The sequence below is a fragment of the Anaerobacillus alkalilacustris genome, assembly GCF_001866005.1.
Classification (GTDB): domain Bacteria; phylum Bacillota; class Bacilli; order Bacillales; family Anaerobacillaceae; genus Anaerobacillus; species Anaerobacillus alkalilacustris.
In genome coordinates, this window is the sequence record NZ_MLQR01000004.1 from 115,608 (window position 1) to 137,729 (window position 22,122).

Below are 22,122 nucleotides of genomic sequence, written 5' to 3' on the forward strand. Positions count from 1 at the left end.
TACAAATTCCGTAAATCTAAGTAAACTGAATGAGAAACCTACATGGAAATAGCGTAATGAAAGGTTTCTAGTTACACTTACCTTAAAAAATGTATTAAATTTGTTTATTTTTTTACAAGCTATTTAAGAGCTACTTTCATTAATTATGATATTTCTCAAAAATAATAATTAGGAGTGTCAATAATGATACATAAAAAGCTAAAACCATTTCCAGAAAATTTTTTATGGGGTGCAGCATCTGCTGCCTATCAAGTTGAAGGTGCTTGGAATGTTGATAGTAAGGGTCCTTCAAACTGGGATCAGTTTGTTCGCATACCTGGAAAAACGTTTAAGGGTACTACTGGAGACGTAGCTGTAGACCATTACCACCGATATAAAGAAGATGTACAATTAATGGCTGAGATGGGTATGAAGACATATCGCTTTTCTGTCGCTTGGGCTCGTATTTTTCCAAATGGAAAAGGCGAAGTGAATGAAAAGGGCTTACAGTTTTACGATAATCTAATTAATGAATTAATAAAATATGAAATTGAGCCAATATTAACAATATACCATTGGGACTTACCTCAAGCGTTGCAAGATGAGTATGGTGGTTGGGAATCACGAAATATCATAGTGGATTTTACAAACTATAGTGTAACGTTGTTCAAAAGGTTTGGAGATCGAGTGAAATATTGGGTTAGCTTAAATGAACAAAATGTTTTTACAATGTTAGGGTACAAAACGGCATTACATCCACCTGGAGTAAAAGATGACAAATTATTTTATCAAGTAAATCATCATGCTAATTTGGCAAATGCAAGTGTGATTAAAGAATTTCGTAAGTATGTTCCAGACGGGAAGATTGGTCCTAGTTTTGCTTATGCACCAGCATATACATTTTCCTCAAAGCCTGAAGATATCCTTGCTATGGAAAATGCGGAAGAATTTAATTCCCATTGGTGGATGGATGTTTATGCTTGGGGGCACTATCCAAAAACTACATGGAATTACCTTGAAGAAAATGGCTTGGCTCCAAGCGTTGAAGAAGGAGACTTTCAATTATTAAAAGAAGGTAAGCCTGATTTCATGGGTGTTAATTATTATCGGACAATGACCTATGAAAAAAATCCATTAGACGGAGTAACAGAAGGTCATTTTAATACATCGGGTAAAAAAGGGACTTCAGAGGATACAGGAATTCCAGGTGTTTTTAAAACTATTAAAAATCCAAATCTTGAAGCTACAAACTGGGACTGGGAGATAGACCCAACAGGTCTAAGAATTGGTTTACGTAGAATTACAAATAGATACCAATTACCAATATTAATTAGCGAAAATGGATTAGGCGAGTACGATAAACTAGAAGAAAACGATTTTGTTAATGATGATTATCGAATTGACTATATAAAAAGTCATCTATTAGCAGTCCAGGAAGCAATTACTGATGGCGTAGAAATGATTGGTTATTGTGTTTGGTCATTTACAGATTTACTAAGCTGGTTGAACGGTTATCAAAAGCGTTACGGTTTTGTATATGTTGATCGTGATGAAGAAGATGAAAAAGAGTTAAGACGTATAAAAAAGAAAAGTTATCATTGGTATAAAGAAGTTATTGAAACAAATGGAGAAAGTTTATAACATTAAGGAGGCAATAAAAAATGGCACAAAAATCATATACTATTACTGATGAAACAGGAATTCATGCAAGGCCAGCTACAATGTTGGTAAATACGGCAACTAAGTTTAATTCTGATGTTTCACTTGAGTATAACGGGAAAAAAGTAAATTTAAAATCAATTATGGGTGTGATGTCTTTAGGAATCGGTAAAGGAGCAGAAGTAACAATTATTACTGAAGGTGATGATGCAAATGAGGCCTTAGAAGCGATTAATAAGATTATTACAAGTGGCCTTGGCGAGTAATCAATTAGGTAAGGAATGATTTAATAAACTATTTATACAAACATTATTTTCCCCTCACTACAGCAATATCTTGTGAGGGGGTTTTATTAAGAGAAAGGAGGGTATTTATGTATATTGTTTATTTAACGATGGCTCTATTAGGAGGGTTATTAATAAGTGTTCATGGTATAGTGAATAGTGTTGGAGCTAAAGTAATAGGTTTACCAGCAGTGATTATATTATATTCTATTATTCAAGCAATTCCCGCTCTTATTTATATTCTTATCAAACAACCTTCCCTTGGATTAACCGCTACCCTTGTACAAGGGTTTAAATGGTATTTAATATCAGGGTTAATTGGGGTAACGATTGTATCAATTGTCACTTTATCGATTTCTAATATTGGTGCACTTACAGCTTTTGTATTAGTTGTTTTAGGGCAAGTAATAGGTGCAGCCATTGCTGATCATTTCGGATTATTTGGTACTGAAGTTAAACCATTAAATGTTATGCGCCTTATCAGTATAGTTGTTATCCTTGCAGGGGTAGGCTTATTAATTCAGTCAGAATCGATGGAAAAGAAAAACACAAGTAAAGATAATAATGGTATTATAGTTGAAGCAGAGAAAGTTTCATAGACTCCTATAATATGAAAAGTGAGGTATTATTTAATGAATCAACAGATCATCTTTTTTGACATAGACGGTACACTACTTGATCACGAAAAGCAATTACCAGCTTCTACAAAGTATGCAGTGAAAGAACTAAAGGAAAAAGGTTATGAGGTAATTATCGCAACAGGTCGTGCACCCTATTTATTTAAAGAATTAAGAGAAGAACTAGATATTAATTCCTATGTTAGTTTAAATGGCCAATATGTTGTTGTAAATAATAAAGTAATATTTAAAAATCCATTAGAAAAAAATGCATTAAAATCGTTCTCGGAATTTGCTTTGAAAAATAATCATCCTGTTGTATATCAATCTCATGAAGGTATGAAAACAACAACTGAACTTCATCCTGGATTAGAAGAATGTGTTCAATCGCTACAATGTTATTATCCAGAAATTGATCCTACGTACTTAGAAGGACGCGATATCTACCAATCATGGATTCTTTGTAATGAAGAAGAAGAAAGTTCTTACAAAGGGAAGTTTGATAAATTTGAGTTTATCCGATGGCATGAAAAGGCAATGGATGTATTACCAATTGGTGGATCTAAGGCTAGAGGAATCCAAGCTGTAATCGATCATTTAGGTGTACATGAAGATGATATTTATGCATTTGGTGATGGGTTAAATGATATTGAAATGCTTAAGTTTGTTAAAAATAGTGTAGCTATGGGAAATGCTCCTGAGGCTGTTAAGAAGGTTGCAAAGCACGTGACGAAACATGTTGATGATGACGGTATTGTCCATGGACTTGAGCTAGTAGGCTTATTAAAATAACAAAAAAGGGTGTAAATTTCTATTTGCATCCTTTTAAACATTTTTTCATTAGTAATTGACAGATTTTTTACTATCCTTTATAATTATCTTGCTTTCAAGATAAAAACGTAAGGTATGATATTAATGAAAATAGATACAAATGATTTATCGCTAAAACTTTTTATTGTTTTATCGCGTGCAACTAGAGCGATTAATGATCTTATTGAAGATGATATTAAAACATATGGACTAAATCCAACTGAATTTGCAGTTTTAGAATTGCTTTATCATAAAGGTGACCAGCAAATTCAACAAATTGGAAAGAAAGTATTACTATCAAGTGGTAGTATTACGTATGTAGTAGATAAATTAGAAAAAAAGAACCTCATATTGAGAAAAGCTTGTCCTAAAGATCGCAGAGTAACCTATGCTGTTATTACAGAAGCTGGAAAAAAACTGATGGACGAAATCTTTCCTCAACACAAGGAAGCGATAAAAAAAATATTTAGCGGACTAGATGAAGAAGAAAAGTTGGGAGTTATAGAGTTACTAAAAAAACTTGGATTCCATGCAAAAGGAATTTAAACAATAATATTATAAAAAATACGAAAGAGAATGGCACTCCATTGCTTGTCAACTCTTTCGTATTTTTTTATTTATAAATTTTATTTTGAACTTGGAATGATGTTTAGCTTAGTACTCATGTGCTAAAGGCATTTTAGTTTTCTAATAATTTTCTTTTATCATTAAAATGGCTTCTTCTTTAGACGAAACTTTTTTATCTAAATAATCACATTCAATTTGTTGTAAAATTTTTGAATAAATTGGCCCTGGATTTATATTTAAAGCTTTAAGATCGTTTCCATTGATAAGTTTTGGAATTGCTTGTCTTTCTATCAAATACCTTGTTATATTTTCTGCAATCTTGTTTGGAAATTGCTTTAATATTGTAAAGCATAATATTGACTCTATTCGGTAATTCTTTAACGTATGATGAAGGGAGCCACTAGTATTATTTTTTGAAAAATGATACTTTCCTTCTAGTAATGCTTTTATTTCTTCTATTGTTTTTTTGTTTTCGTTGTTAAGTGTAAACATGTTTACTTGCTCAAAACCATTATCAAGTTTAGAAAACAATAGAACTAAATAGCAAATCCAAGCTTGGCTTACGTTTGTTGGAGGATTAGTCAATTGTGAAGAAACATTATCAAAAATTAGTTTGAAATTTTTTATTTGCTTAATCATACTATTATCATAGCTGTTAACCGTAATTAAAAAGTTAAGAACTCCTATTTCATCTAGACGTTTAAGTGATTCTACTGGGTGTTTTTCGCTTAGTAGTCTACTTAGTTCATAGGCAAGTCTTGGTTTTGAAGTTAATCTAATTTTATCAACTGAAATTTGCGCTAAATCAAATGTTTGCTCATCCATTTCAAAACCGAAGCGTTGCTCAAAACGCACAGCCCTTAAGATCCTAGTAGGGTCTTCAACAAAACTAAGATTGTATAATGTTCGTATTTTTTTTTGAGATATGTCTTGATAACCATGAAAAAGGTCGATTAAATCCCCAAATTTGTCTTTGTTTAATTGGATAGCCATTGCATTGATTGTAAAGTCTCTACGATATAGATCTTCTCTCAAGCCAGATAAATGAACAGTCGGTAAAGCTGCTGGGAAATCATAATACTCAGTTCTAGCTGATGTAATATCTATTTTTAATCCGGAGTGAAGTCTCCACGTGGCCGTACCAAATTTTTCATGTACCCGAATATCTCCACCGACTTCTTTCGCTAACTTGCTAGCAAAGGCAGGTCCATCTCCTTCAACTACAACATCAACATCCTCATTTCTTCTGCCAAGTATTAAATCTCTAACAATGCCACCTACCAAAAAAACAGGGTAATTCGTCTTGTCAGCTAAATTTGCAATTTTTATTAGTAAATCAATAATATCTCTAGGAAGTAGTGAATTTATTTTTTCTATTAGTGAAACCTTTATCTTAGGAGCGTTGTTTTTGTAATCTCTGTTTTTATTTCCATAAAGAAATTCAATCACATTTGTTCTTGTAACAATTCCAATAAGTTCATTATTCTCAAGCACAGGAAGACGGCCTATATTTTTATTTATCATTATTTTTTGGATTTCTTCGACCACCGTTGAAGAATGTACTGTAATGGGTCTTGTACTCATATAACCTTTTACAGGAGCATGTCCTAAACCATGATGCTTTGCTTTATCAATATCTCTTCTAGAAATAACTCCAACTAACTTATTTTCATCTACTACAGGAAAACCCGTATGGCCGTACCTGATTACCATTTTAGCTGCTTTTTCAATAGTAGTAGCTGAAGAAATAAACTTAACAGGACTAGACATAATATCTTTTGCCATAATAGCTGGTTGAACAGTTTCACGAATACGCTTTCTAATAATGTCTAATACATGATCAATTTTGTAGTTCTTTACCATTGCAGAGGATGCTTTTTGGTGTCCGTTACCACTAAAATGTTTAATGATAGGTAATATATTAACTCGATCACTAGATGAGCGACCAACGATAAAAATACGTTTCCCCATTTCAACTACAAAGATTAATGCATCTGTTCCAGTTATTTCGATTGCTTTATTAGCTAAAATTGAAAGGCCACCAGTATATTCATTTTGTTGATGATAAGCAATGAGAATGGTTACCCCTTCATAGTAATGTTCTTCACTATTTTGAATAAGTGAATGAAATAATTTCTGATCATGTTCATTTAGTGGTGAATTAGTATATTTTGAAATTATATGAAGGTTAGCCCCATGTTCTAAAAGGTAGCTACCTACCTTTAAATCTCTAGATGTAGTAGTTAAATATGAAAACGAACCGGTGTCTGTATACAGACCAAGGGCAAAAATAGTTGCTTCAAAAGCTGAAATAGTAATATTTTTCATTTTTATTTTCTCTAGTAGTAGAGTAATGGTTGCCCCAACTTCCTCTATCGTTGTTTCCTTAGCAAGTACATTGTGTTCGGTCGGTTGATGATGGTCATAGACGATAAAATTAACTTTTTCTCCCTTTATATAGTTATTTAATTCCCCAATTCTCTTTAAAGAGGCAGTATCAACCATGATAACTTCAGATACATTTTCCCAATTAATTTGATTAGGAGAGTAATAATTAATTGAATCACGATATAGGGCCAAGAATCGTTCAACGGACTTACCTTGCTTTGTTGGTAAAACCATCTTAGCTTGAGGGTATAATTTTTTTGCCGCTAGCATGGAAGCAAGGCCATCAAAGTCTAAATTTACGTGTGATATTATAACTTGCAAGAGAAAAGCCTCCTAAATATTCCACTTTTTATAAATTAGTTTATCAAATAATAAATCGTATTGGTACTACATGAATTGAAGAATGGATGTAAACAGAATGGAAAAGTGGCGGTTTAAAGAAGGTAATAGAGTTTGTGACTGTTATCACTGAAATTAAGGTTATTTTCAGTGTACGTTATAAATACTAGTAACAAGCTATTAAAGTATTAAAAAACATAGAAAAGGGGAAATAAAATGAAAGTTGTAAATTATCCAAGTCTTTACGAGACTGCGGTTTCTAAACGTATGTTACATGAATTTGATCACGGTATTGTTATGAACTTACAACTAAAAAAAGGTGAAAAAATTCCTAGGCATTTAGCTCCATGTGAGGCAATTATCATTGTTACTGATGGAGAAGTTTATTTCCGTAGTGGGCAATCAGAAGAAATATTAAAGCCAGGAATATTAGCGACAATGGAAGTTGAAGATGATCATGAATTTGAAGCTGTTGAAAACTCTAGTATTGTTGTTGTAAAGGTAAATGGAAAAAAATAACCTTTAACCGTTAAAACTCCCTTTTGTGGGGAGTTTTATACTTTTTTTACCTTAAATGTGCTAATCATTAATATGGATAATAATAAGATAATAAACATAAACACTGGTCCTGAAATTGTATCTACTAGTAAAAAACTAATGGTAAGTAAACAGCCACCAGCAGTAATAGGCAATCCAATAAAATAACCTTTATGTTCTGAAATGTTAAACCTCGCTAAACGAATCGCGCCACAGGCAATAAATATTATTGTAAATATCGCTCCAGGTGTACCGAAGTCGAATAAAATAGCTGAATATAGCAGTAGTGCAGGTGCTACTCCAAATGAAATTAAATCACATAATGAGTCGAGTTGTTTACCTAAATCAGAAGTGATATTTAGCTTTCTGGCTACGATACCATCGAAACGATCAAAAATAGCAGCTAAGCAGATAAAAAAAAGACTCATATATAAATCGCCTTGAAGTACAAATAATATAGAAAATGCGCCTAAACTTAAATTGATGATTGTAAGTAAGTTTGCAGAATGACTTCTGAATTTTTTTATCGTTTGGTCTAGGTGTTGAAGAATTAACAAATTCATCACTCCTTATTAAAATCTAACAAATATAGATAAAAATGTTAGTTACTTAATATATAATGATATCATAACTATGATAAAATGAGTTTGTTTTTTATATAATTTTTTATCTTTTTTCGACAGAAGACTCCCACCTCAAGGAATGTGAAGGGGCTAGCCCAATGAGTAGGTGGGAGATGAATGTCGGTTGGCCGTAGCCAAAACTTTCCTTATTAAGATACAATAAGAACAAGTATTCCTTTTTGGTGAGATGAAAGAAATGTTAGTTAACAAAGCCTACAAGTTCCGCATCTATCTAAACAAAGAACAAGAAATACTGATTGCTAAAACAATTGGTTGTTCACGTTTTGTATTCAATTATTTTTTAGCAAGATGGAATGATTCTTAACAAAGAAACAGGAAAAAGCTTAACTTACAAGTCTTGTTCTTCTCAATTAACACAACTAAAGAAAGAGTTAGCTTGGTTAAAAGAAGTTGACAGCATTGCTATTTGATTAGCGAAGCATCTTGGTCACAATTTAGAACGCTGCTTGAATACAAAGCGAATTGGTATGGCAAACAAGTAATTGTTGTATCCAAAACATTTGCTTCGAGTCAACTGTGTTCGTGTTGTGGCTATCAAAATAAAGACGTTAAGAATCTTAACCTTCGTGAGTGGAACTGTCCTTCTTGTGGCAGATATCACGATGGAGATAGTAGCGCAGGACAAAACCTTAAAAATGAAGCAATAAGGCTTCTAAACGTAGGAACTACGGGGCTAGCCTAATCAAACTAGTCGGTTACGCTGGTGTTCTTAGGAATACCCTGCTTCAAACACCCTAAGGGCGTTAAGTGGTGAGTAGTTCAAGACCTATAATTGTATCCATAAACAAGTTAAAATGTAAGTCTAGTTGTAATTTATTACTTTTGCTATCTTAATTAGTAAGCATAAAATGAAATTCTTTAAACTACAAAATTTTATTTCTTTTGGAGGCAACAAAGTGAAAAAGGCTATTTATCAATCGTTAATAGAATTATCTAGTAATCGTATGAATTCTTTTTTATTAAAATCTTTTACGGAGTCAAAAATGAGTAAAATAGTGAATAAATCGTTTGTAAAAGTATTTAATATTGATGAAGCTGAAATGGAGAAACCTTTGCATCAATATTCTAGTTTACAGGAACTATTTATTAGAAACTTAAAAGAAGATGCAAGAATCATTGATCCACATCCAAATAGTATGATTAGTCCTGTTGATGGAATTTTAGCTGATGTCGGTCATATTACCGAGCACTGTACATTTCACGTTAAAAATCAAGACTATAGCTTAATGGAGATGCTTGGCAATACCCAAAGAGCTGAGAAATATAAGGAAGGTACTTATATCATTTTATACTTAAGTCCTAGTCATTATCATCGAATACATACACCATATACAGGGACGATCGTAGCTAGATGGGCATTAGGAAATAAGTCATATCCGGTGAATGAATTAGGATTAAGACTAGGGAAAAGACCATTATCAAGAAACTATCGTTTAATGACAGAAGTTAAAATGAAAAATAACAAGCATTATACATTAGTTAAAGTTGGAGCAATGAATGTTAATAGCATTCACCCAACACATACAAAGACTGAAATAAAAAAAGGTGACGAAATGGCTTATTTTACTTTTGGTTCAACGGTTATTTTGCTATTTGAAAAAGACACCATTCAACTTGAGGAGAAAATTAAAGCGCCAATAGATGTAAAAGTTGGTATGAAAATTGGTTCTATAACAATGTAATTTAATGAATTTCATCATTTATTATTCTTACTATTAAAAATCTATATCTAGTTACGGTGGCCGTTCGTATTTACTTATAGATTTTTTATCCGGTTTGTTTTGGTAATTATGAAATTTACTCAATAAATAACGTATAGAACATGTAAACTGCAGCTTTTAAAGCGAAAGACCTATACAAGAAGGGTGTTGAAGCTGTTGAAGCTACTTTCCGGGTTAGCTCAGAGAATTGTTAATGAGGTTACAGATATTTTATCTGGAGAAGTCATTGTTGTTAATGATAATGGTCTTATTATTGCTGGTAGTGACCAAAAACGAGTAGGAAAATTTCATGAAGGTGCACTCGTTGCTGTAAAAAGAAAAGAGACAATAATGATATCAAAAGAAGACGTTTTTCAACTTAAAGGCGTAAAAGCAGGTATAAATTTACCAATTATTTTTCATAACAAAGCAATTGGTGTGATTGGTATTACTGGTGAGCCCAAAGATATTGTTCAATTTGGGGAATTAATACAGCGGATGACAGAATTAATTATTCAAGAGGCACATTCGCATGAAAAGTTAGAATTGAAATATCGTGGTCTAGAAACATATGTTTATGAATGGCTTCATCTCCAATATATGGATGATGATTTTAGAGAACGAGGGGAAATCTTAGGTATTTCTATGGATATGCCTCGCTGTTGTTCATTATTTGAAATTGATCGTAAACAATTTCAAGAAAACCAATTAATTGAGAGAGAAGCAATTGAATTATTTAGAGAGTTATTTCCAAGTGAGACGCAAGATGTACTTGCCCAGTGGGGAAGTGGAAGGTTTGTTCTCCTTAAAGTGATTTCTAACAATAATTTTAAGGAAAGTGTCATATCAATTGTCAAGTCTACTCAAACCATCATGAAAGAGAAATACGGAATAAACCTGAATGTTGGAATTGGGACAAGAGTAAATGAACCAGCCATGTTACAAAGTTCCTATCATCATGCAAAAAAAGCACTTCGTGTAGCTAAAAAAAATGGTTCATTTGTTTGTTATGATGATTTAACACTAGATGTGGCATTGGCGGAAATTACTGATGAAACTAGAAAAGAGTTTGTTGAGAAAGTATTAGCTATCTTACTGAGAGACAAAGAGCTTTTAGAGACTTTAGAGGCTTATTTGGAAACGAATCTTTCCATTAAGGAAACCTCTAAACGGCTTCATATACATATAAATACACTTCATTATCGTTTGAAACGTATTTGTGAGTTGACTGATTTGTCATTGAAAGAAACCCAAAATCTAGTAACGTTTTATATTGCACTTTCTTTTTGGAATGAACTTAGATGAAAATACAAAAAACTGTGAACAAATGCTCATATCTTTGTATGAGTACCCATAGAAAGAAAGCGCTTTAATCAACTATAATGAACCTACGATGATAAAATCTTGCACTAAAAAGTCTAAGTATAGTAAAAATCCGCTTTGAATATGACTATAGGGGGATACATTTATGATTAGTCAAGAAGCAAAAAAGAAGTTTTTAGGGATCGTGGGGGAAAAAAATTATCTTGATTCAAAGCAAAGTTTGGTTGCATATTCATACGATGCAACTCCAAATTATCAAGCACTTCCAGATGCAGTTTTAAAGCCAAGAAATACACAAGAAGTTTCTGAGATTGTCAAAGTATGTAACGAATATAAAATACCAATTGTACCTAGAGGAAATGCAACGAACCTGTGTGCGGGAACCTGTCCCCTTGAAGGTGGTATTGTCCTAATTTTTAACCATATAAATCAAATTTTAGAAATTGATGAGGAAAACTTAACCGTAACAGTTCAACCAGGATTAATTACATTAGATATGATCAATGCTGTAGAAGCAAAAGGCTTGTTCTACCCACCAGATCCAAGTTCAATGAAGATTTCTACAATTGGTGGGAATATCAATGAGTGTTCAGGTGGTTTACGTGGCTTAAAATATGGTGTAACACGTGATTATGTAATTGCCTTAGAAACTGTATTGCCAAATGGAAATATTATTCGTACTGGTGGTAAACTTGCAAAAGATGTTGCTGGCTACGATTTTACTAGATTAATGGTTGGTTCTGAAGGTACCCTAGGGGTAATTACAGAAGCTACGTTTAAACTTATTCCGATGCCGGAAGCAAAAAAGACAATGCTAGCTCTCTATGATAGTCTTGAGTCAGCTGGACGTACAGTATCAAAAATCATTGCTAACAAAATTATCCCTACCACGCTAGAGTTTTTAGACCAACCAACGATACGGGTAGTGGAAGATTTCGCAAAGATAGGCTTACCAACAGATGTAGGTGCAGTACTACTAATTGAGCAAGATGGTCCAATAGAAGTGGTAGAAAAGGATATTAATAGAATCGCTGAAATTTGTGAAGAAGAAAAAGCTTTGTCTGTTCAAGTTGCACAGACTGTAGAAGAAGGAACAGCATTGACAACTGCCAGACGTTCAGCTCTTTCGGCATTAGCAAGATTGAAACCTACAACGATTTTAGAAGATGCAACAGTACCTCGTTCGAAAATTGCGGAAATGGTACGTGAGATTGAAGAAATTGCAAAGAGAAATAATGTTCAAATTTGTACGTTTGGACATGCAGGTGATGGAAATCTTCACCCAACATGTATGACAGATGCTCGTGATAAAGAAGAAATGCATCGTGTGGAAATAGCTTTCGAAGAAATCTTTGAAAAAGCAATTGAATTAGGTGGAACCATTACAGGAGAGCACGGAGTAGGTGTGATGAAATCTCCATATCTCGCTTGGAAGCTTGGAGAAGAAGGCGTAGAAGCAATGAAAACTCTTAAATTGGCATTTGACCCTAATAATATCATGAATCCTGGAAAAATGTTTGCAAAAGAATCACGTAAACGGGTGGTGGTAACTCGATGAGCACAGCAAAAGAAAAAAGACAGCAAGAATTAGCCATCGATATGAAGCAAAGATTGGATTATGATGAGCTAATTAATTGTATGAGATGTGGCTTCTGTTTACCTGCTTGTCCAACCTATCGTGAATCTGGTGGAAATGAAGCGGCTTCACCTCGTGGAAGAATTGCGTTAATGAAAGCTGTAGTTGATGGAATTATGGAACCGGATGAGGATTTTGAGAAACAACTTAGTCAATGTTTAGGTTGCCGTGCCTGTGAACCAGCTTGTCCATCTGGAATGAAGTACGGGTTTCTATTGGAAAATGCCCGTGATATCATTCAAAAGAAGAAAAAGCATAGTATGCCTGTAAGGTTACTACGTAGTATTGTATTTAATGAATTATTTCCAAAACCAAATCGAATGAGAACGGTAAGTACGTTGCTTTGGTTTTATCAGAATAGTGGAATTCAAAAAATTGCTCAAACTACAAATTTAACAAAGATTGCACCAGGTAATTTATCAGTTATGGAGCGTGTACTCCCTAAAATCCCACACCCTAGTAAACTGAAAAGTCGACCAACACAGGTAAAAGCAGAGGGACAAGTGAAGAAGAAGGTAGCTTTCTTTTCTGGATGTTTAATGGACACGATGTTTATGGATACAAATAACTCGACCTTATTTATCTTAAGTAAGTCTAATTGTGAAATAGTTATTCCAAAAAAGCAAAATTGTTGTGGGGCATTACATGCTCATAGTGGTGAAAAAGATGGTGCTAAACAATTAGCTAAAGAGAATATTCTAGCGTTTGAAAATGTGCAAGCAGATTATATTATTTCGAACGCTGGTGGCTGTGGTGCATTATTAGTTGATTATAGTCACTTACTAAAGGATGACCCAGAATGGGCTGATCGTGCCAAAGCATTTTCTGCAAAAGTAAAGGATGTTTCTGAAGTATTATTTGAAGTTGGTATGCCAAAAATGATACTTGATAATCAGATTGTTACTTATCAAGACTCTTGCCATCTTCGTAATGTTATGGGTACGTATAGTGCACCAAGGAAATTAATTCAAGCTATTGAAGGTGTCACATATTCGGAAATGAAAGACGCTGATAGGTGTTGTGGATCTGCTGGTGTGTACAATATTATTGAACAAGAAATGTCGATGCAAATTTTGGATGTGAAAATGCACGAAGTAAAAGCAACGAAGGCAAGAACACTTGTAACAGCCAATCCTGGTTGCTTATTACAAATGAAGTTAGGAATAGAGCGTGCTGGGTTACAAAAAGATGTCCGAGCAATTCATATTGTAGATCTTTTAGCTGAAGCGATTAGAAAAGCAGAAGAAAATTTGAATAATTTAAATAAAGGTAAAAAAAGCTAGATCATTAAGATCTAGCTTTTTTTCCTTTATTTAATGCTTTTTTTAAGTCGTCCTGAACACTTTGATCCGATAACTTTACTCCAACGTTATAAGCTGATCGTGAAATCATGAAACCTGCAACTGGTGCAGTTAAGAAAACAAAGATAATGGTTAACAATATTTTTCCGCTGAAAATGCCTTCAATGAATTGAAAATAGAGATATACAGCTAACATGATACATATAACTCCTAGTGTCGCGCTTTTTGTTGCTGCATGAAGGCGTCCATATACGTCTGGGAACCTTAGTATCCCTATTGCTCCTAGAAGGCTTAAAAAGCCGCCTAGGATGATGAGGATGCTAACGATGATCTCGATCAAAGACCACACCCCCCTCGATAAATTTCGCAAAAGCGATTGAGCCAATAAATGCTAAGATAGCAATAACTAAAATAACGTCTGCATAAGCAAGGGTATTTTGAATAATCATTACAATCCCAATTATTCCTATTAAAGTAATCCCAATTGTATCTAGGGCGACAACGCGGTCAGACATTGTTGGCCCATTAAAAACACGGATAAAACAAACAAAAATAGAGAGCGACATGATAATAAGCGCAATGGTTAAAGATGTTTCTAACACTATTGTGTCACCTCCATAATCGCTTTTTCAAATGTATTATGGATTTGTTTAATCATCTTTTCTTTATCTGGTACATGAATAGAATGAACGAAAATCGTTTTACCGTCATCTGAAAAGTTCATTGATAGAGTACCAGGTGTTAATGAGATTAAGCTTGAAAGCAAGGTTACTTCCCAATCTGTTTTTAATTTTGTTGGTACTGCAACGATACCAGGTTGAATATCTAGTTTTGGACTCAATACGATTTTAACCATCTCAATATTTGCTAAAATTAGCTCCCATAAAAACATAGAAATAAGTTTGAAAATCGCAATAACTCGTCGGAAGTAAAAGTCAAATTGTAAGAAACGTCTTAAGACAAACAGAAGTCCCAATCCAACAACATATCCAATTAAAAATTCTACGGGGGAGAAGTCCTGCCTAAGTAACATCCAGATAATCGCTAAACCAATATTTAATAAAATTTGAAATGCCATGGCAACTACTCCTTAAGTACAGAATTAATATAAATTGATGGTTCTAGTATTTCTTCTGCAACTTGCAACAAGTAACTGAAAACAGGTTCTGCAGCTAACCCCATGATAATAGCTAGTGCAACAAGAGGTAGGATTGATACTACGACCTTACCAATTTTTCGTTCTTTTGCTTCTTCGTCAGTAAGCTTTTGTTCACCCCAGAATGCGTAAATAAAGATTTTCATCATAGAGAATAATGTAAGTATACCTACGAATAAAGCAACAAAAACGATATAGTATTGTTCTTCTTGAATACCAGATAATACGAGAGCAAATTTACTAAAAAATCCACTTAATGGTGGAATTCCAGCCATCGCCATTGCCGAGATAAAGAACGTCCATCCAAGAAAAGGATGTGTTTTTAATAATCCACCCATTTTCTTTAAGTCCGTTGTTCCCGTTACTTTTTGTGTTGCTCCTGCATATAAGAATAATGCGGACTTTACAAAAATATTGTGAGCAATATGATAAATGGCACCAGCGAGTGCTAATGGTGTGAAAATTGCTAAGCCCATCGCCATATAACCAACCTGACTTATGATATGGAAAGATAAAATCCGTTTAAAGTCAAATTGGGATACAGCTCCTAGTACACCAAAGAACATTGTTGCTCCAGCTATAACCATAATAATCGTATGTGTAAAGCTAGACTCGTGATAGAAAATTAACGTAAACGTACGAATAATCGCATAAATTCCAACCTTTGTCAATAAACCACCGAAAAGAGCGGCAATGGCTGCCGGCGGCCCATAATAAGATTTCGGTAGCCAGAAATAAAGTGGGAATAGTGCTCCCTTCATTCCGAATACGAGTAAAAATAAAATCGCAATAACATTTAGGACACCTTGTTGCTCTAATTCTGCTACTTTCACAGAAATATCAGCCATATTTAAAGTGCCAGTAACTGCATAAATATAGGCAACAGCTACAATAAATAAACCGGAAGCAAAGACATTAATAATGACATACTTAATTGATTCACGTAGTTGGTATTTTGTTCCCCCATGAACAATTAGAATATAAGATGAAATCAACATGACTTCAAAAAATACAAATAAGTTAAAGATATCGCCTGTTAGAAATGCCCCATTTACACCTGTTATTAAGAAAAAGTAAAATGGGAAGAAATATCCTTTTTGCCTTTGTTCACTTAATGTTTGGAACCCAAAGAATAAACAAACAATTCCAACGATGCTAGTAAGAAGCACCATCAAGGCGGCCAAGTTATCGGCAACCAAAACAATCCCGAAAGGGGCTCTCCAGTTACCTAATTCCAAAGTATGAATCCCGCCATAATATACAATATGAGTTAAATACAACGATAAACCTAATAGAGTAAACATAGTTATTCCACTAATGACACGTTGTACCTTTAAATTTTTAGCGAAAAATAGTAAGACTACGCCTACGATTAACGGTAAGAGTATTGGTAGAAAGACTATGTTATTCATCAGCACTTCCCCTTAATTGATCTAAATCATCTGTTTTGTGTACTTTGTATGTGCGGTAAGCAATAACAAGTAAAAACGCCGTCACACCAAAGCCGATAACAATTGCTGTTAATACTACCGCTTGTGGCAAAGGGTCAGCATAAGCAACCGCTTCTTCTCCCAATAATGGTGGTGCTCCTTGTTTCAAACCAGCTAAGGTTAAAAACAAGAGGTGAGCACCGTGTCCGAGCATAATTACGCCAATTACTACACGGAGTAAGCTTTTCGATAAGATTAAATACGTACTAACTGTAAAAATTACCCCGATAACAAAAATCATTAATATTTCCATTAGGCATCATCCTCCGCAATCGTTAAGATGGAGAGTAATGTTACACCTACTACAACTAGATAAACCCCTAAATCAAACGGTAATGCAGTCGTTAACTCTGTCTTCCCTAAAATTGGAAGTTCAAAATAATCAAAGAATTGGGTTAAAAACGGATATCCAAATAACATTGAGTTAACTCCAGTACCAATAGCAAATAACATACCAACAGCAATCATTGTCGTATAGTTAAACGGAATTACACGTTTAATTGTTTTTAAGTCAAAGCTAACATACAGAAGCAGTAGTGCTGCTGCTGTCATTAAGCCTCCTATAAACCCCCCACCTGGATTGTTATGTCCAGCGAAGAAAAGAAATACAGAGAAGGAGAGAATGATAAAGGCGACAATCCTAGTAATCGTATGGAGCATTAGTAAGTTTTTTTTCACACATCTTCCCTCCCGGTCATTCTTAATTTAACTAAAACGACAATACCTAATGCAGCAATAGCTAGTACTAGTACTTCTAACATCGTATCAAGTCCACGGAAATCTACTAAGATAACATTGACCACATTTTTTCCGCCAGCTAATTCATATGAATTTTCAATAAAATAGTTCGATATTGGTTGAATAGGATTTGCATAACTCATTGCATGAGCACTAAGTGCAGTAAGTGTTACGACAGCTCCAACTCCTATTGATACTAGTAAGTTAGTCAACTTAAATCGTGGTGTAAACTTTTCCCTTCTAAGCTCAGGCAAATGATAAAAAGCTAAAAGGAATAATACAACCATTACTGTTTCTACTAATAACTGTGTTAATGCTAAGTCTGGTGCGCGGAATACAACAAATAATAGTGCAACTAGAAAACCAATAACACCAGTCGCAATAATAGCTGTAATTCTATGCGAAATAAAAGGCAAGAGTACAGTTGTAGCAAGTAGAACAATTACTAAAATGAAAACATAAGGTGAAACTTCTGCAATATTGACTAAGTCAATTGCAAATATATTATATTTCACCATCGTATAGCCCATTAATCCAACGATAAATACGCCCATAAAGACAAAGTAGTCTCTAAGTAAGCCAGTCATTTGCATATTAGTAACTTTGGTCGATCCAGAAACAATCCAAACGAGCGAGTTATCATATACCCAATTCAAAGGGTCTCTTTCTTTCAGGAAGAATGTTGTCTCTGACCATTTTTTTAAGTTTAAAAATACAAGAGCTCCAAATAACACAACGCCAATGGTCATGAATAATTCAGTATTAAATCCATGCCAATGATAAATATTTACATAGAAGCGCTCTCCTTCTGCCAAGACATTTGGTAGTATTGAAGCCATCGTTGGTTCAATAATTGTATAGGCAAGAAGATTTGGAAATAATCCAAAAATAATTACTAGTGAAGCTAGAATAATTGGTGGTATTAACAAACCGATCGGTGCTTCATGAACTTCTTTTTCTAGCTTTTCTGGTTTAAACTTACCTAAGAATGTACGTACAAACATGAGCATACAATAGGCAAATGTAAATATACTAGCAACCCAAGCGATGATTGGGAAAAGTATTCCGAGTGTTTGCATGTTAAAAATATCCAAAGTTGTTGCATTAATAGCAGCTGTAAAAAACATTTCCTTACTTAAGAATCCGTTAAAAGGCGGAATTCCAGCCATTGAAAGAGTACCGATCAAAGCGACTGTAAAAGTAATTGGCATGATCGTCATTAGTCCGCCAAGTTTTCGGATATCTCTTGTTCCTGTTTCGTGATCGACAATTCCAACGATCATAAACAGACTACCTTTAAACGTTGCATGGTTAATTAAGTGAAATACTGCTGCTAAAGTGGCTGTATAATATAAAGTGCCTACAACAGCAACATCGTAATGGAAAGCAGCAGACCCGAGTCCAATTAATGACATAATCAGACCTAATTGGCTAATTGTTCCAAAGGCTAATATTGCTTTTAAATCTTTTTGTCGTATAGCGGATACAGACCCCCATATCAAAGTGAAGATACCAAATCCTGAAACAATCCAAAACCATTGTGGTGCAGCTCCGAAAACAGGTGTTAGACGAGCGACTAAATAAATCCCTGCTTTAACCATTGTTGCAGAATGTAAATATGCACTAACTGGTGTTGGCGCTTCCATTGCATCTGGTAACCAAATGTGAAATGGAAACTGAGCAGACTTTGTAAAAGCACCCGCTAATACACATAACATAGCCGGAATAAATAATGGGTTTGTAATAATAACGTCTGCTTGAGAAATGATTTCACGGATACTAAAAGTGTTGGTCATTACATAAAGTAATGAAAAACCAGCTAACATCGCAAAACCGCCTGATACAGTAATAAGCATTGATTTTTGAGCGCCATAACGAGAGCGTTCTTTGTGGAACCAATATGCAATTAATAAGGAAGAAGCTAAGCTCGTAAGTTCCCAGAAAACATAAATAACGATTAAGTTGTCGGATAAAACGACACCTAGCATCGCACCCATGAACATTAGTAAGTATACGTAGAAGTTACCTAAAGCTTCTTTTTTCTTGTTGTATAAATAATAGATAGAATACAATACAACAAGTGTTCCGATTCCTGTGATTAATAAAGCGAACAATAGACTTAAACCGTCTAAATATATATCAAAGTGCATTCCTAATGACGGTACCCAAGGTTGTTGTTCGTGTATTGTATCACCTCGTGAAATAATTGGTAGATACTGAATGAAGTAAATAAATAATGTTAATGGTAGGATCATGACGAACCAACCAGTATGTACTTGACGAATATACTTGAATAAAAAAGGAACTAGTATAGCCAAGACAAAAGGTGCTAATACAACGAGATGTAACAATGACAATTTATATACCCCCTATTCTTAAAAGTTAATCATAATCAAGTTTTACAATCCCTCACATAGTCCAATAAAATTATATACCAAAATTTATTCTCTTGCATCTGCCTTACTATTAGCATAACCCCTTATTAAAAAAAGTTATTAAATAAGAAGAAACTAAGGTGAAAATTTCAAAAAAAAATTTTTTTTATTATAAAAAACTTTGTTTTAGAAATTTTCTGAACTTTTTATTTATGTATAAAATTCTCTTATAAACATCATCCTTATATTAATCAGAAAGTAAAAGGGTGAAATAAAATATGTTGAAAAAAGCATTAGTTGCACTAGGGATATTTACTATACTATTTATTAGTGCATGGTGGGTAAATGAGATAAATGAAAAAAGATATTATATAGATGAACAAAACGAACAAATTCAACTACTAATGGTTGATGAGGAAGAGAGATTTGAACGATTTAAGCCAAGAGAATATATTAAAATAAGAAGGTGAGCCAAGGCTCACCTTCTTATTTTATTGACAGTTGATTAACATTAGCGCTTACGAGTCCGTTCATTTCAGTTAAGCAACATTATGAAGTTTTCTTTACTCGATCTAGTAAAGATCTTCTTTCTATTTCTTCTTTTATTAACATGATAAAATCATTGCTAAGTTTCAATTCGATGGCTTTGTAATATGTTTCAATTAGAAGTTCGTTAGATAGGCTTTTCATTTTATTACTGCACTAATGCAGTTTCACCTCCCAAATTAATATTTCGCATTGTCATATATATTGTTTTCGTTTCATATAGTAATAAGTTAATATTTAGTAATTAAATATTAACATGTCCTATAAAATGGAACAACCGTTCGAAATATCCACATTAACAGGTGGATAACATGTTAGTAACCTGTTTATAGTTATGATTGAACCTAGTGTGTATCGTGTGAATTTGTGCATAAAGTTATCCACACTGTAGACCACTGGAAAAAAATGTCGAAAACTTTTTGGTTTGCATTCGTTTTTTATAACTTAAGAATTTTGAATTGGTAAGTTGTTAACTTGTTAACTTTATATAGTTTGTCGTTTTCTGATTAATAAATACGTAATTCACTAAAGTGATAAAATTAAAAAGATTGAAACATCTACTAGATTTGAATTATAATATATATTTTGTAATAGATATTTATTAAAATTGTGTTTAAGACGGTATTTACTATGACTATAGTGGAGAATTGTTGTTTTTTCATATATGGGTTCTATCTTGTAAATACTAAAAAATATAATTGATATACATAAATTAGGAGGAAAATCTGTTGATTGAACGTGAATTAATTTGTTCAGGCTGTGGGGTAAAGATTCAAACAGAAAACAAGGTTGAGTTAGGGTATACACCAAAGTCAGCATTAGAAAAAGAAGTACTTATTTGTCAAAGATGCTTTCGATTAAAACACTATAATGAAGTGCAAGATGTTGCATTAACGGATGATGATTTCTTAAAAATTTTAAATGAGTTAGGTAGACGTGATGCATTAATTGTAAAAATTGTTGATATCTTTGATTTCAATGGTAGTTGGTTACCAGGTCTCCATCGCTTTGTTGGTAATAATAAAGTACTTTTAGTCGGAAACAAAGTTGATTTATTACCAAAAGGTTTAAACCATAACAAATTAATTAATTGGATGAAATATTCATCAAAACAGTTGGGATTGAAGCCAGAGGATGTATTTTTAATTAGTGCACATAAGCGTCAAGGGATTTTGGAACTTGCAGATGCCATTGAGAACTATAGAGGGAAAAAAGATGTTTATGTTGTTGGATGTACAAATGTTGGAAAATCAACCTTTATTAATACCTTAATTAGAGAGTTTGGTGGCGATGAAGAACAGTTTATTACAACTTCCCATTTCCCAGGCACGACACTAGATATGATTGATATACCATTAGATGATGGAAGTTCATTATACGATACCCCTGGGATTATTAATCATCACCAAATGGCACATTTTGTTACAAAAAGTGAATTGAAATTAATTACTCCTAAAAAAGAGATTAAGCCAAAGGTGTTTCAGTTAAATGAAAAACAAACTCTTTTTTTCGGAGGCTTGGCTCGTCTTGATTACCTATCTGGTGGGAGAAATTCACTTATTTGTTATGTGTCTAATGATATAAGTATTCATCGAACAAAGCTTGAAAAAGCTGATGAACTCTATCAAAATCATCTTGGTGAAATGTTACAGCCTCCGGGTAAGGAAGTTGAGAATTTCCCTCCTTTAGTTAGACACGAATTTAAAATCAATGAAGAAAAAAGTGATATTGTTTTTTCGGGTCTTGGTTGGGTAACCGTTGAAAATACTGGACGAGTAGCTGCCTATGCGCCAAGGGGAGTTTCAGTTTCAGTAAGAAAAGGACTAATTTAAATTGTATAGATCCATCTTAAAGAAATGTTTTATTTAAATAAGAATTTATAAATTTCTTTGGAAATTGTCTAGCTCCAGGCGCCTACGAGCTCGGTCACTTCAGTCAAGTTTCTGACTTCAATGACTTCTTGGATTCATTCTTTGAAGATACTTCATGCTACTTTGTTTCGAGGAAGTCTACTTCGAAGCATTGCAGTTAGA

Annotated in this window: 23 protein-coding genes and 1 pseudogene; 14 read left to right on the forward strand and 10 right to left on the reverse strand. The window is 33.6% G+C overall.

Annotation, left to right across the window (positions count from 1 at the left end; genetic code table 11):
* The first annotated feature begins 183 nt into the window (after positions 1 to 183).
* From BKP37_RS05215 to BKP37_RS05235, 5 genes are all read left to right on the forward strand, one after another.
* Positions 184 to 1,620 (forward strand): glycoside hydrolase family 1 protein, encoded by a 1,437-nt coding sequence (locus BKP37_RS05215; RefSeq protein WP_071308626.1) that lies wholly within the window; start codon positions 184 to 186, stop codon positions 1,618 to 1,620.
* A gap of 20 nt (positions 1,621 to 1,640) precedes the next feature.
* A complete protein-coding gene (locus BKP37_RS05220; RefSeq protein WP_071308627.1) occupies positions 1,641 to 1,904 on the forward strand; it encodes a phosphocarrier protein HPr in 264 nt (87 codons plus the stop codon).
* Between the two features lie 107 nt (positions 1,905 to 2,011).
* Entirely contained in the window at positions 2,012 to 2,521 is a 510-nt protein-coding gene (locus BKP37_RS05225; protein ID WP_071308628.1) for a DMT family transporter, read from the forward strand.
* A gap of 33 nt (positions 2,522 to 2,554) precedes the next feature.
* On the forward strand, positions 2,555 to 3,331 hold the full coding sequence (locus tag BKP37_RS05230) for a Cof-type HAD-IIB family hydrolase (RefSeq protein ID WP_071308629.1): 777 nt from the start codon (positions 2,555 to 2,557) through the stop codon (positions 3,329 to 3,331).
* Between the two features lie 123 nt (positions 3,332 to 3,454).
* A complete protein-coding gene (locus BKP37_RS05235) occupies positions 3,455 to 3,895 on the forward strand; it encodes a MarR family winged helix-turn-helix transcriptional regulator (RefSeq protein WP_071308630.1) in 441 nt (146 codons plus the stop codon).
* A 141-nt stretch (positions 3,896 to 4,036) separates the two neighbouring features.
* On the opposite strand, the gene BKP37_RS05240 is transcribed toward BKP37_RS05235, so the two are convergent.
* Positions 4,037 to 6,625: a CBS domain-containing protein gene (locus BKP37_RS05240; protein ID WP_071308631.1), complete on the reverse strand. Its 2,589-nt coding sequence runs from the start codon at positions 6,623 to 6,625 to the stop codon at positions 4,037 to 4,039.
* A gap of 234 nt (positions 6,626 to 6,859) precedes the next feature.
* Here BKP37_RS05240 and BKP37_RS05245 point away from each other — a divergent pair, with 234 nt between their 5' ends.
* On the forward strand, positions 6,860 to 7,162 hold the full coding sequence (locus BKP37_RS05245; RefSeq protein WP_071308632.1) for an AraC family ligand binding domain-containing protein: 303 nt from the start codon (positions 6,860 to 6,862) through the stop codon (positions 7,160 to 7,162).
* A 35-nt stretch (positions 7,163 to 7,197) separates the two neighbouring features.
* Here BKP37_RS05245 and pssA read toward each other — a convergent pair whose 3' ends face one another.
* Entirely contained in the window at positions 7,198 to 7,737 is a 540-nt protein-coding gene (gene pssA / locus BKP37_RS05250; RefSeq protein ID WP_071308633.1) for a CDP-diacylglycerol--serine O-phosphatidyltransferase, read from the reverse strand.
* A gap of 262 nt (positions 7,738 to 7,999) precedes the next feature.
* Here pssA and BKP37_RS20940 point away from each other — a divergent pair, with 262 nt between their 5' ends.
* From BKP37_RS20940 to BKP37_RS05275, 6 genes and pseudogenes are all read left to right on the forward strand, one after another.
* A complete protein-coding gene (locus BKP37_RS20940; RefSeq protein ID WP_425424973.1) occupies positions 8,000 to 8,128 on the forward strand; it encodes a helix-turn-helix domain-containing protein in 129 nt (42 codons plus the stop codon).
* Between the two features lie 105 nt (positions 8,129 to 8,233).
* Positions 8,234 to 8,506, forward strand: a pseudogene (locus BKP37_RS20945) (zinc ribbon domain-containing protein); the annotation flags it as partial.
* A gap of 214 nt (positions 8,507 to 8,720) precedes the next feature.
* On the forward strand, positions 8,721 to 9,506 hold the full coding sequence (locus BKP37_RS05260; RefSeq protein WP_071308635.1) for a phosphatidylserine decarboxylase: 786 nt from the start codon (positions 8,721 to 8,723) through the stop codon (positions 9,504 to 9,506).
* 195 nt (positions 9,507 to 9,701) lie between these two features.
* Positions 9,702 to 10,829 (forward strand): CdaR family transcriptional regulator, encoded by a 1,128-nt coding sequence (locus BKP37_RS05265; protein WP_071308636.1) that lies wholly within the window; start codon positions 9,702 to 9,704, stop codon positions 10,827 to 10,829.
* A 163-nt stretch (positions 10,830 to 10,992) separates the two neighbouring features.
* Positions 10,993 to 12,405, forward strand: coding sequence for a glycolate oxidase subunit GlcD (gene glcD, locus BKP37_RS05270; RefSeq protein WP_071308637.1), 1,413 nt, complete (start codon positions 10,993 to 10,995; stop codon positions 12,403 to 12,405).
* A complete protein-coding gene (locus BKP37_RS05275; protein ID WP_071308638.1) occupies positions 12,402 to 13,766 on the forward strand; it encodes a (Fe-S)-binding protein in 1,365 nt (454 codons plus the stop codon). The genes glcD and BKP37_RS05275 overlap by 4 nt, the downstream gene beginning before the upstream one ends.
* Positions 13,767 to 13,770: 4 nt before the next feature.
* Here BKP37_RS05275 and mnhG read toward each other — a convergent pair whose 3' ends face one another.
* From mnhG to BKP37_RS05310, 7 genes are read right to left on the reverse strand one after another with little or no spacing between them, the layout of a single operon-like run.
* Positions 13,771 to 14,124 carry a monovalent cation/H(+) antiporter subunit G gene (gene mnhG, locus BKP37_RS05280; RefSeq protein WP_071308639.1) on the reverse strand — a complete coding sequence of 118 codons (354 nt, stop codon included), beginning with the start codon at positions 14,122 to 14,124 and terminating at the stop codon, positions 13,771 to 13,773.
* On the reverse strand, positions 14,105 to 14,386 hold the full coding sequence (locus BKP37_RS05285; protein WP_084034559.1) for a Na(+)/H(+) antiporter subunit F1: 282 nt from the start codon (positions 14,384 to 14,386) through the stop codon (positions 14,105 to 14,107). The genes mnhG and BKP37_RS05285 overlap by 20 nt, the downstream gene beginning before the upstream one ends.
* Positions 14,386 to 14,862, reverse strand: coding sequence for a Na+/H+ antiporter subunit E (locus tag BKP37_RS05290; RefSeq protein ID WP_071308640.1), 477 nt, complete (start codon positions 14,860 to 14,862; stop codon positions 14,386 to 14,388). The genes BKP37_RS05285 and BKP37_RS05290 overlap by 1 nt, the downstream gene beginning before the upstream one ends.
* 5 nt (positions 14,863 to 14,867) lie before the next feature.
* A complete protein-coding gene (locus BKP37_RS05295) occupies positions 14,868 to 16,352 on the reverse strand; it encodes a Na+/H+ antiporter subunit D (protein ID WP_071308641.1) in 1,485 nt (494 codons plus the stop codon).
* Positions 16,345 to 16,683 (reverse strand): Na(+)/H(+) antiporter subunit C, encoded by a 339-nt coding sequence (locus tag BKP37_RS05300; RefSeq protein ID WP_071308642.1) that lies wholly within the window; start codon positions 16,681 to 16,683, stop codon positions 16,345 to 16,347. The genes BKP37_RS05295 and BKP37_RS05300 overlap by 8 nt, the downstream gene beginning before the upstream one ends.
* Entirely contained in the window at positions 16,683 to 17,090 is a 408-nt protein-coding gene (locus BKP37_RS05305; protein WP_071308762.1) for a Na(+)/H(+) antiporter subunit B, read from the reverse strand. The genes BKP37_RS05300 and BKP37_RS05305 overlap by 1 nt, the downstream gene beginning before the upstream one ends.
* Positions 17,091 to 17,104: 14 nt before the next feature.
* Positions 17,105 to 19,525 carry a Na+/H+ antiporter subunit A gene (locus BKP37_RS05310; protein WP_071308643.1) on the reverse strand — a complete coding sequence of 807 codons (2,421 nt, stop codon included), beginning with the start codon at positions 19,523 to 19,525 and terminating at the stop codon, positions 17,105 to 17,107.
* 296 nt (positions 19,526 to 19,821) lie between these two features.
* On the opposite strand from BKP37_RS05310, the gene BKP37_RS05315 reads away from it, so the two are divergent.
* Entirely contained in the window at positions 19,822 to 20,013 is a 192-nt protein-coding gene (locus BKP37_RS05315; protein ID WP_071308644.1) for a hypothetical protein, read from the forward strand.
* A gap of 79 nt (positions 20,014 to 20,092) precedes the next feature.
* Here BKP37_RS05315 and sda read toward each other — a convergent pair whose 3' ends face one another.
* Positions 20,093 to 20,233 (reverse strand): sporulation histidine kinase inhibitor Sda, encoded by a 141-nt coding sequence (sda, locus tag BKP37_RS05320; protein WP_071308645.1) that lies wholly within the window; start codon positions 20,231 to 20,233, stop codon positions 20,093 to 20,095.
* A 587-nt stretch (positions 20,234 to 20,820) separates the two neighbouring features.
* On the opposite strand from sda, the gene yqeH reads away from it, so the two are divergent.
* The gene (gene yqeH / locus BKP37_RS05325; protein ID WP_245712451.1) at positions 20,821 to 21,921 is read left to right on the forward strand and encodes a ribosome biogenesis GTPase YqeH; all 1,101 of its coding nucleotides are present in this window, start codon (positions 20,821 to 20,823) and stop codon (positions 21,919 to 21,921) included.
* The last annotated feature ends 201 nt before the right edge of the window (positions 21,922 to 22,122 follow it).

Bases quoted from the DNA above. Each gene is read 5' to 3' on its own strand.
- BKP37_RS05300 (WP_071308642.1), bottom strand. From the start codon at position 16,683: ATGGAAATATTAATGATTTTTGTTATCGGGGTAATTTTTACAGTTAGT.
- BKP37_RS05305 (WP_071308762.1), bottom strand. From the start codon at position 17,090: ATGCTCCATACGATTACTAGGATTGTCGCCTTTATCATTCTCTCCTTC.
- BKP37_RS05235 (WP_071308630.1), top strand. From the start codon at position 3,455: ATGAAAATAGATACAAATGATTTATCGCTAAAACTTTTTATTGTTTTA.
- BKP37_RS05215 (WP_071308626.1), top strand. From the start codon at position 184: ATGATACATAAAAAGCTAAAACCATTTCCAGAAAATTTTTTATGGGGT.
- BKP37_RS20940 (WP_425424973.1), top strand. From the start codon at position 8,000: ATGTTAGTTAACAAAGCCTACAAGTTCCGCATCTATCTAAACAAAGAA.
- BKP37_RS05290 (WP_071308640.1), bottom strand. From the start codon at position 14,862: ATGGCATTTCAAATTTTATTAAATATTGGTTTAGCGATTATCTGGATG.
- BKP37_RS05220 (WP_071308627.1), top strand. From the start codon at position 1,641: ATGGCACAAAAATCATATACTATTACTGATGAAACAGGAATTCATGCA.
- sda (WP_071308645.1), bottom strand. From the start codon at position 20,233: ATGAAAAGCCTATCTAACGAACTTCTAATTGAAACATATTACAAAGCC.
- BKP37_RS05245 (WP_071308632.1), top strand. From the start codon at position 6,860: ATGAAAGTTGTAAATTATCCAAGTCTTTACGAGACTGCGGTTTCTAAA.
- BKP37_RS05315 (WP_071308644.1), top strand. From the start codon at position 19,822: ATGTTGAAAAAAGCATTAGTTGCACTAGGGATATTTACTATACTATTT.
- BKP37_RS05225 (WP_071308628.1), top strand. From the start codon at position 2,012: ATGTATATTGTTTATTTAACGATGGCTCTATTAGGAGGGTTATTAATA.
- BKP37_RS05230 (WP_071308629.1), top strand. From the start codon at position 2,555: ATGAATCAACAGATCATCTTTTTTGACATAGACGGTACACTACTTGAT.
- BKP37_RS05275 (WP_071308638.1), top strand. From the start codon at position 12,402: ATGAGCACAGCAAAAGAAAAAAGACAGCAAGAATTAGCCATCGATATG.
- BKP37_RS05295 (WP_071308641.1), bottom strand. From the start codon at position 16,352: ATGAATAACATAGTCTTTCTACCAATACTCTTACCGTTAATCGTAGGC.
- glcD (WP_071308637.1), top strand. From the start codon at position 10,993: ATGATTAGTCAAGAAGCAAAAAAGAAGTTTTTAGGGATCGTGGGGGAA.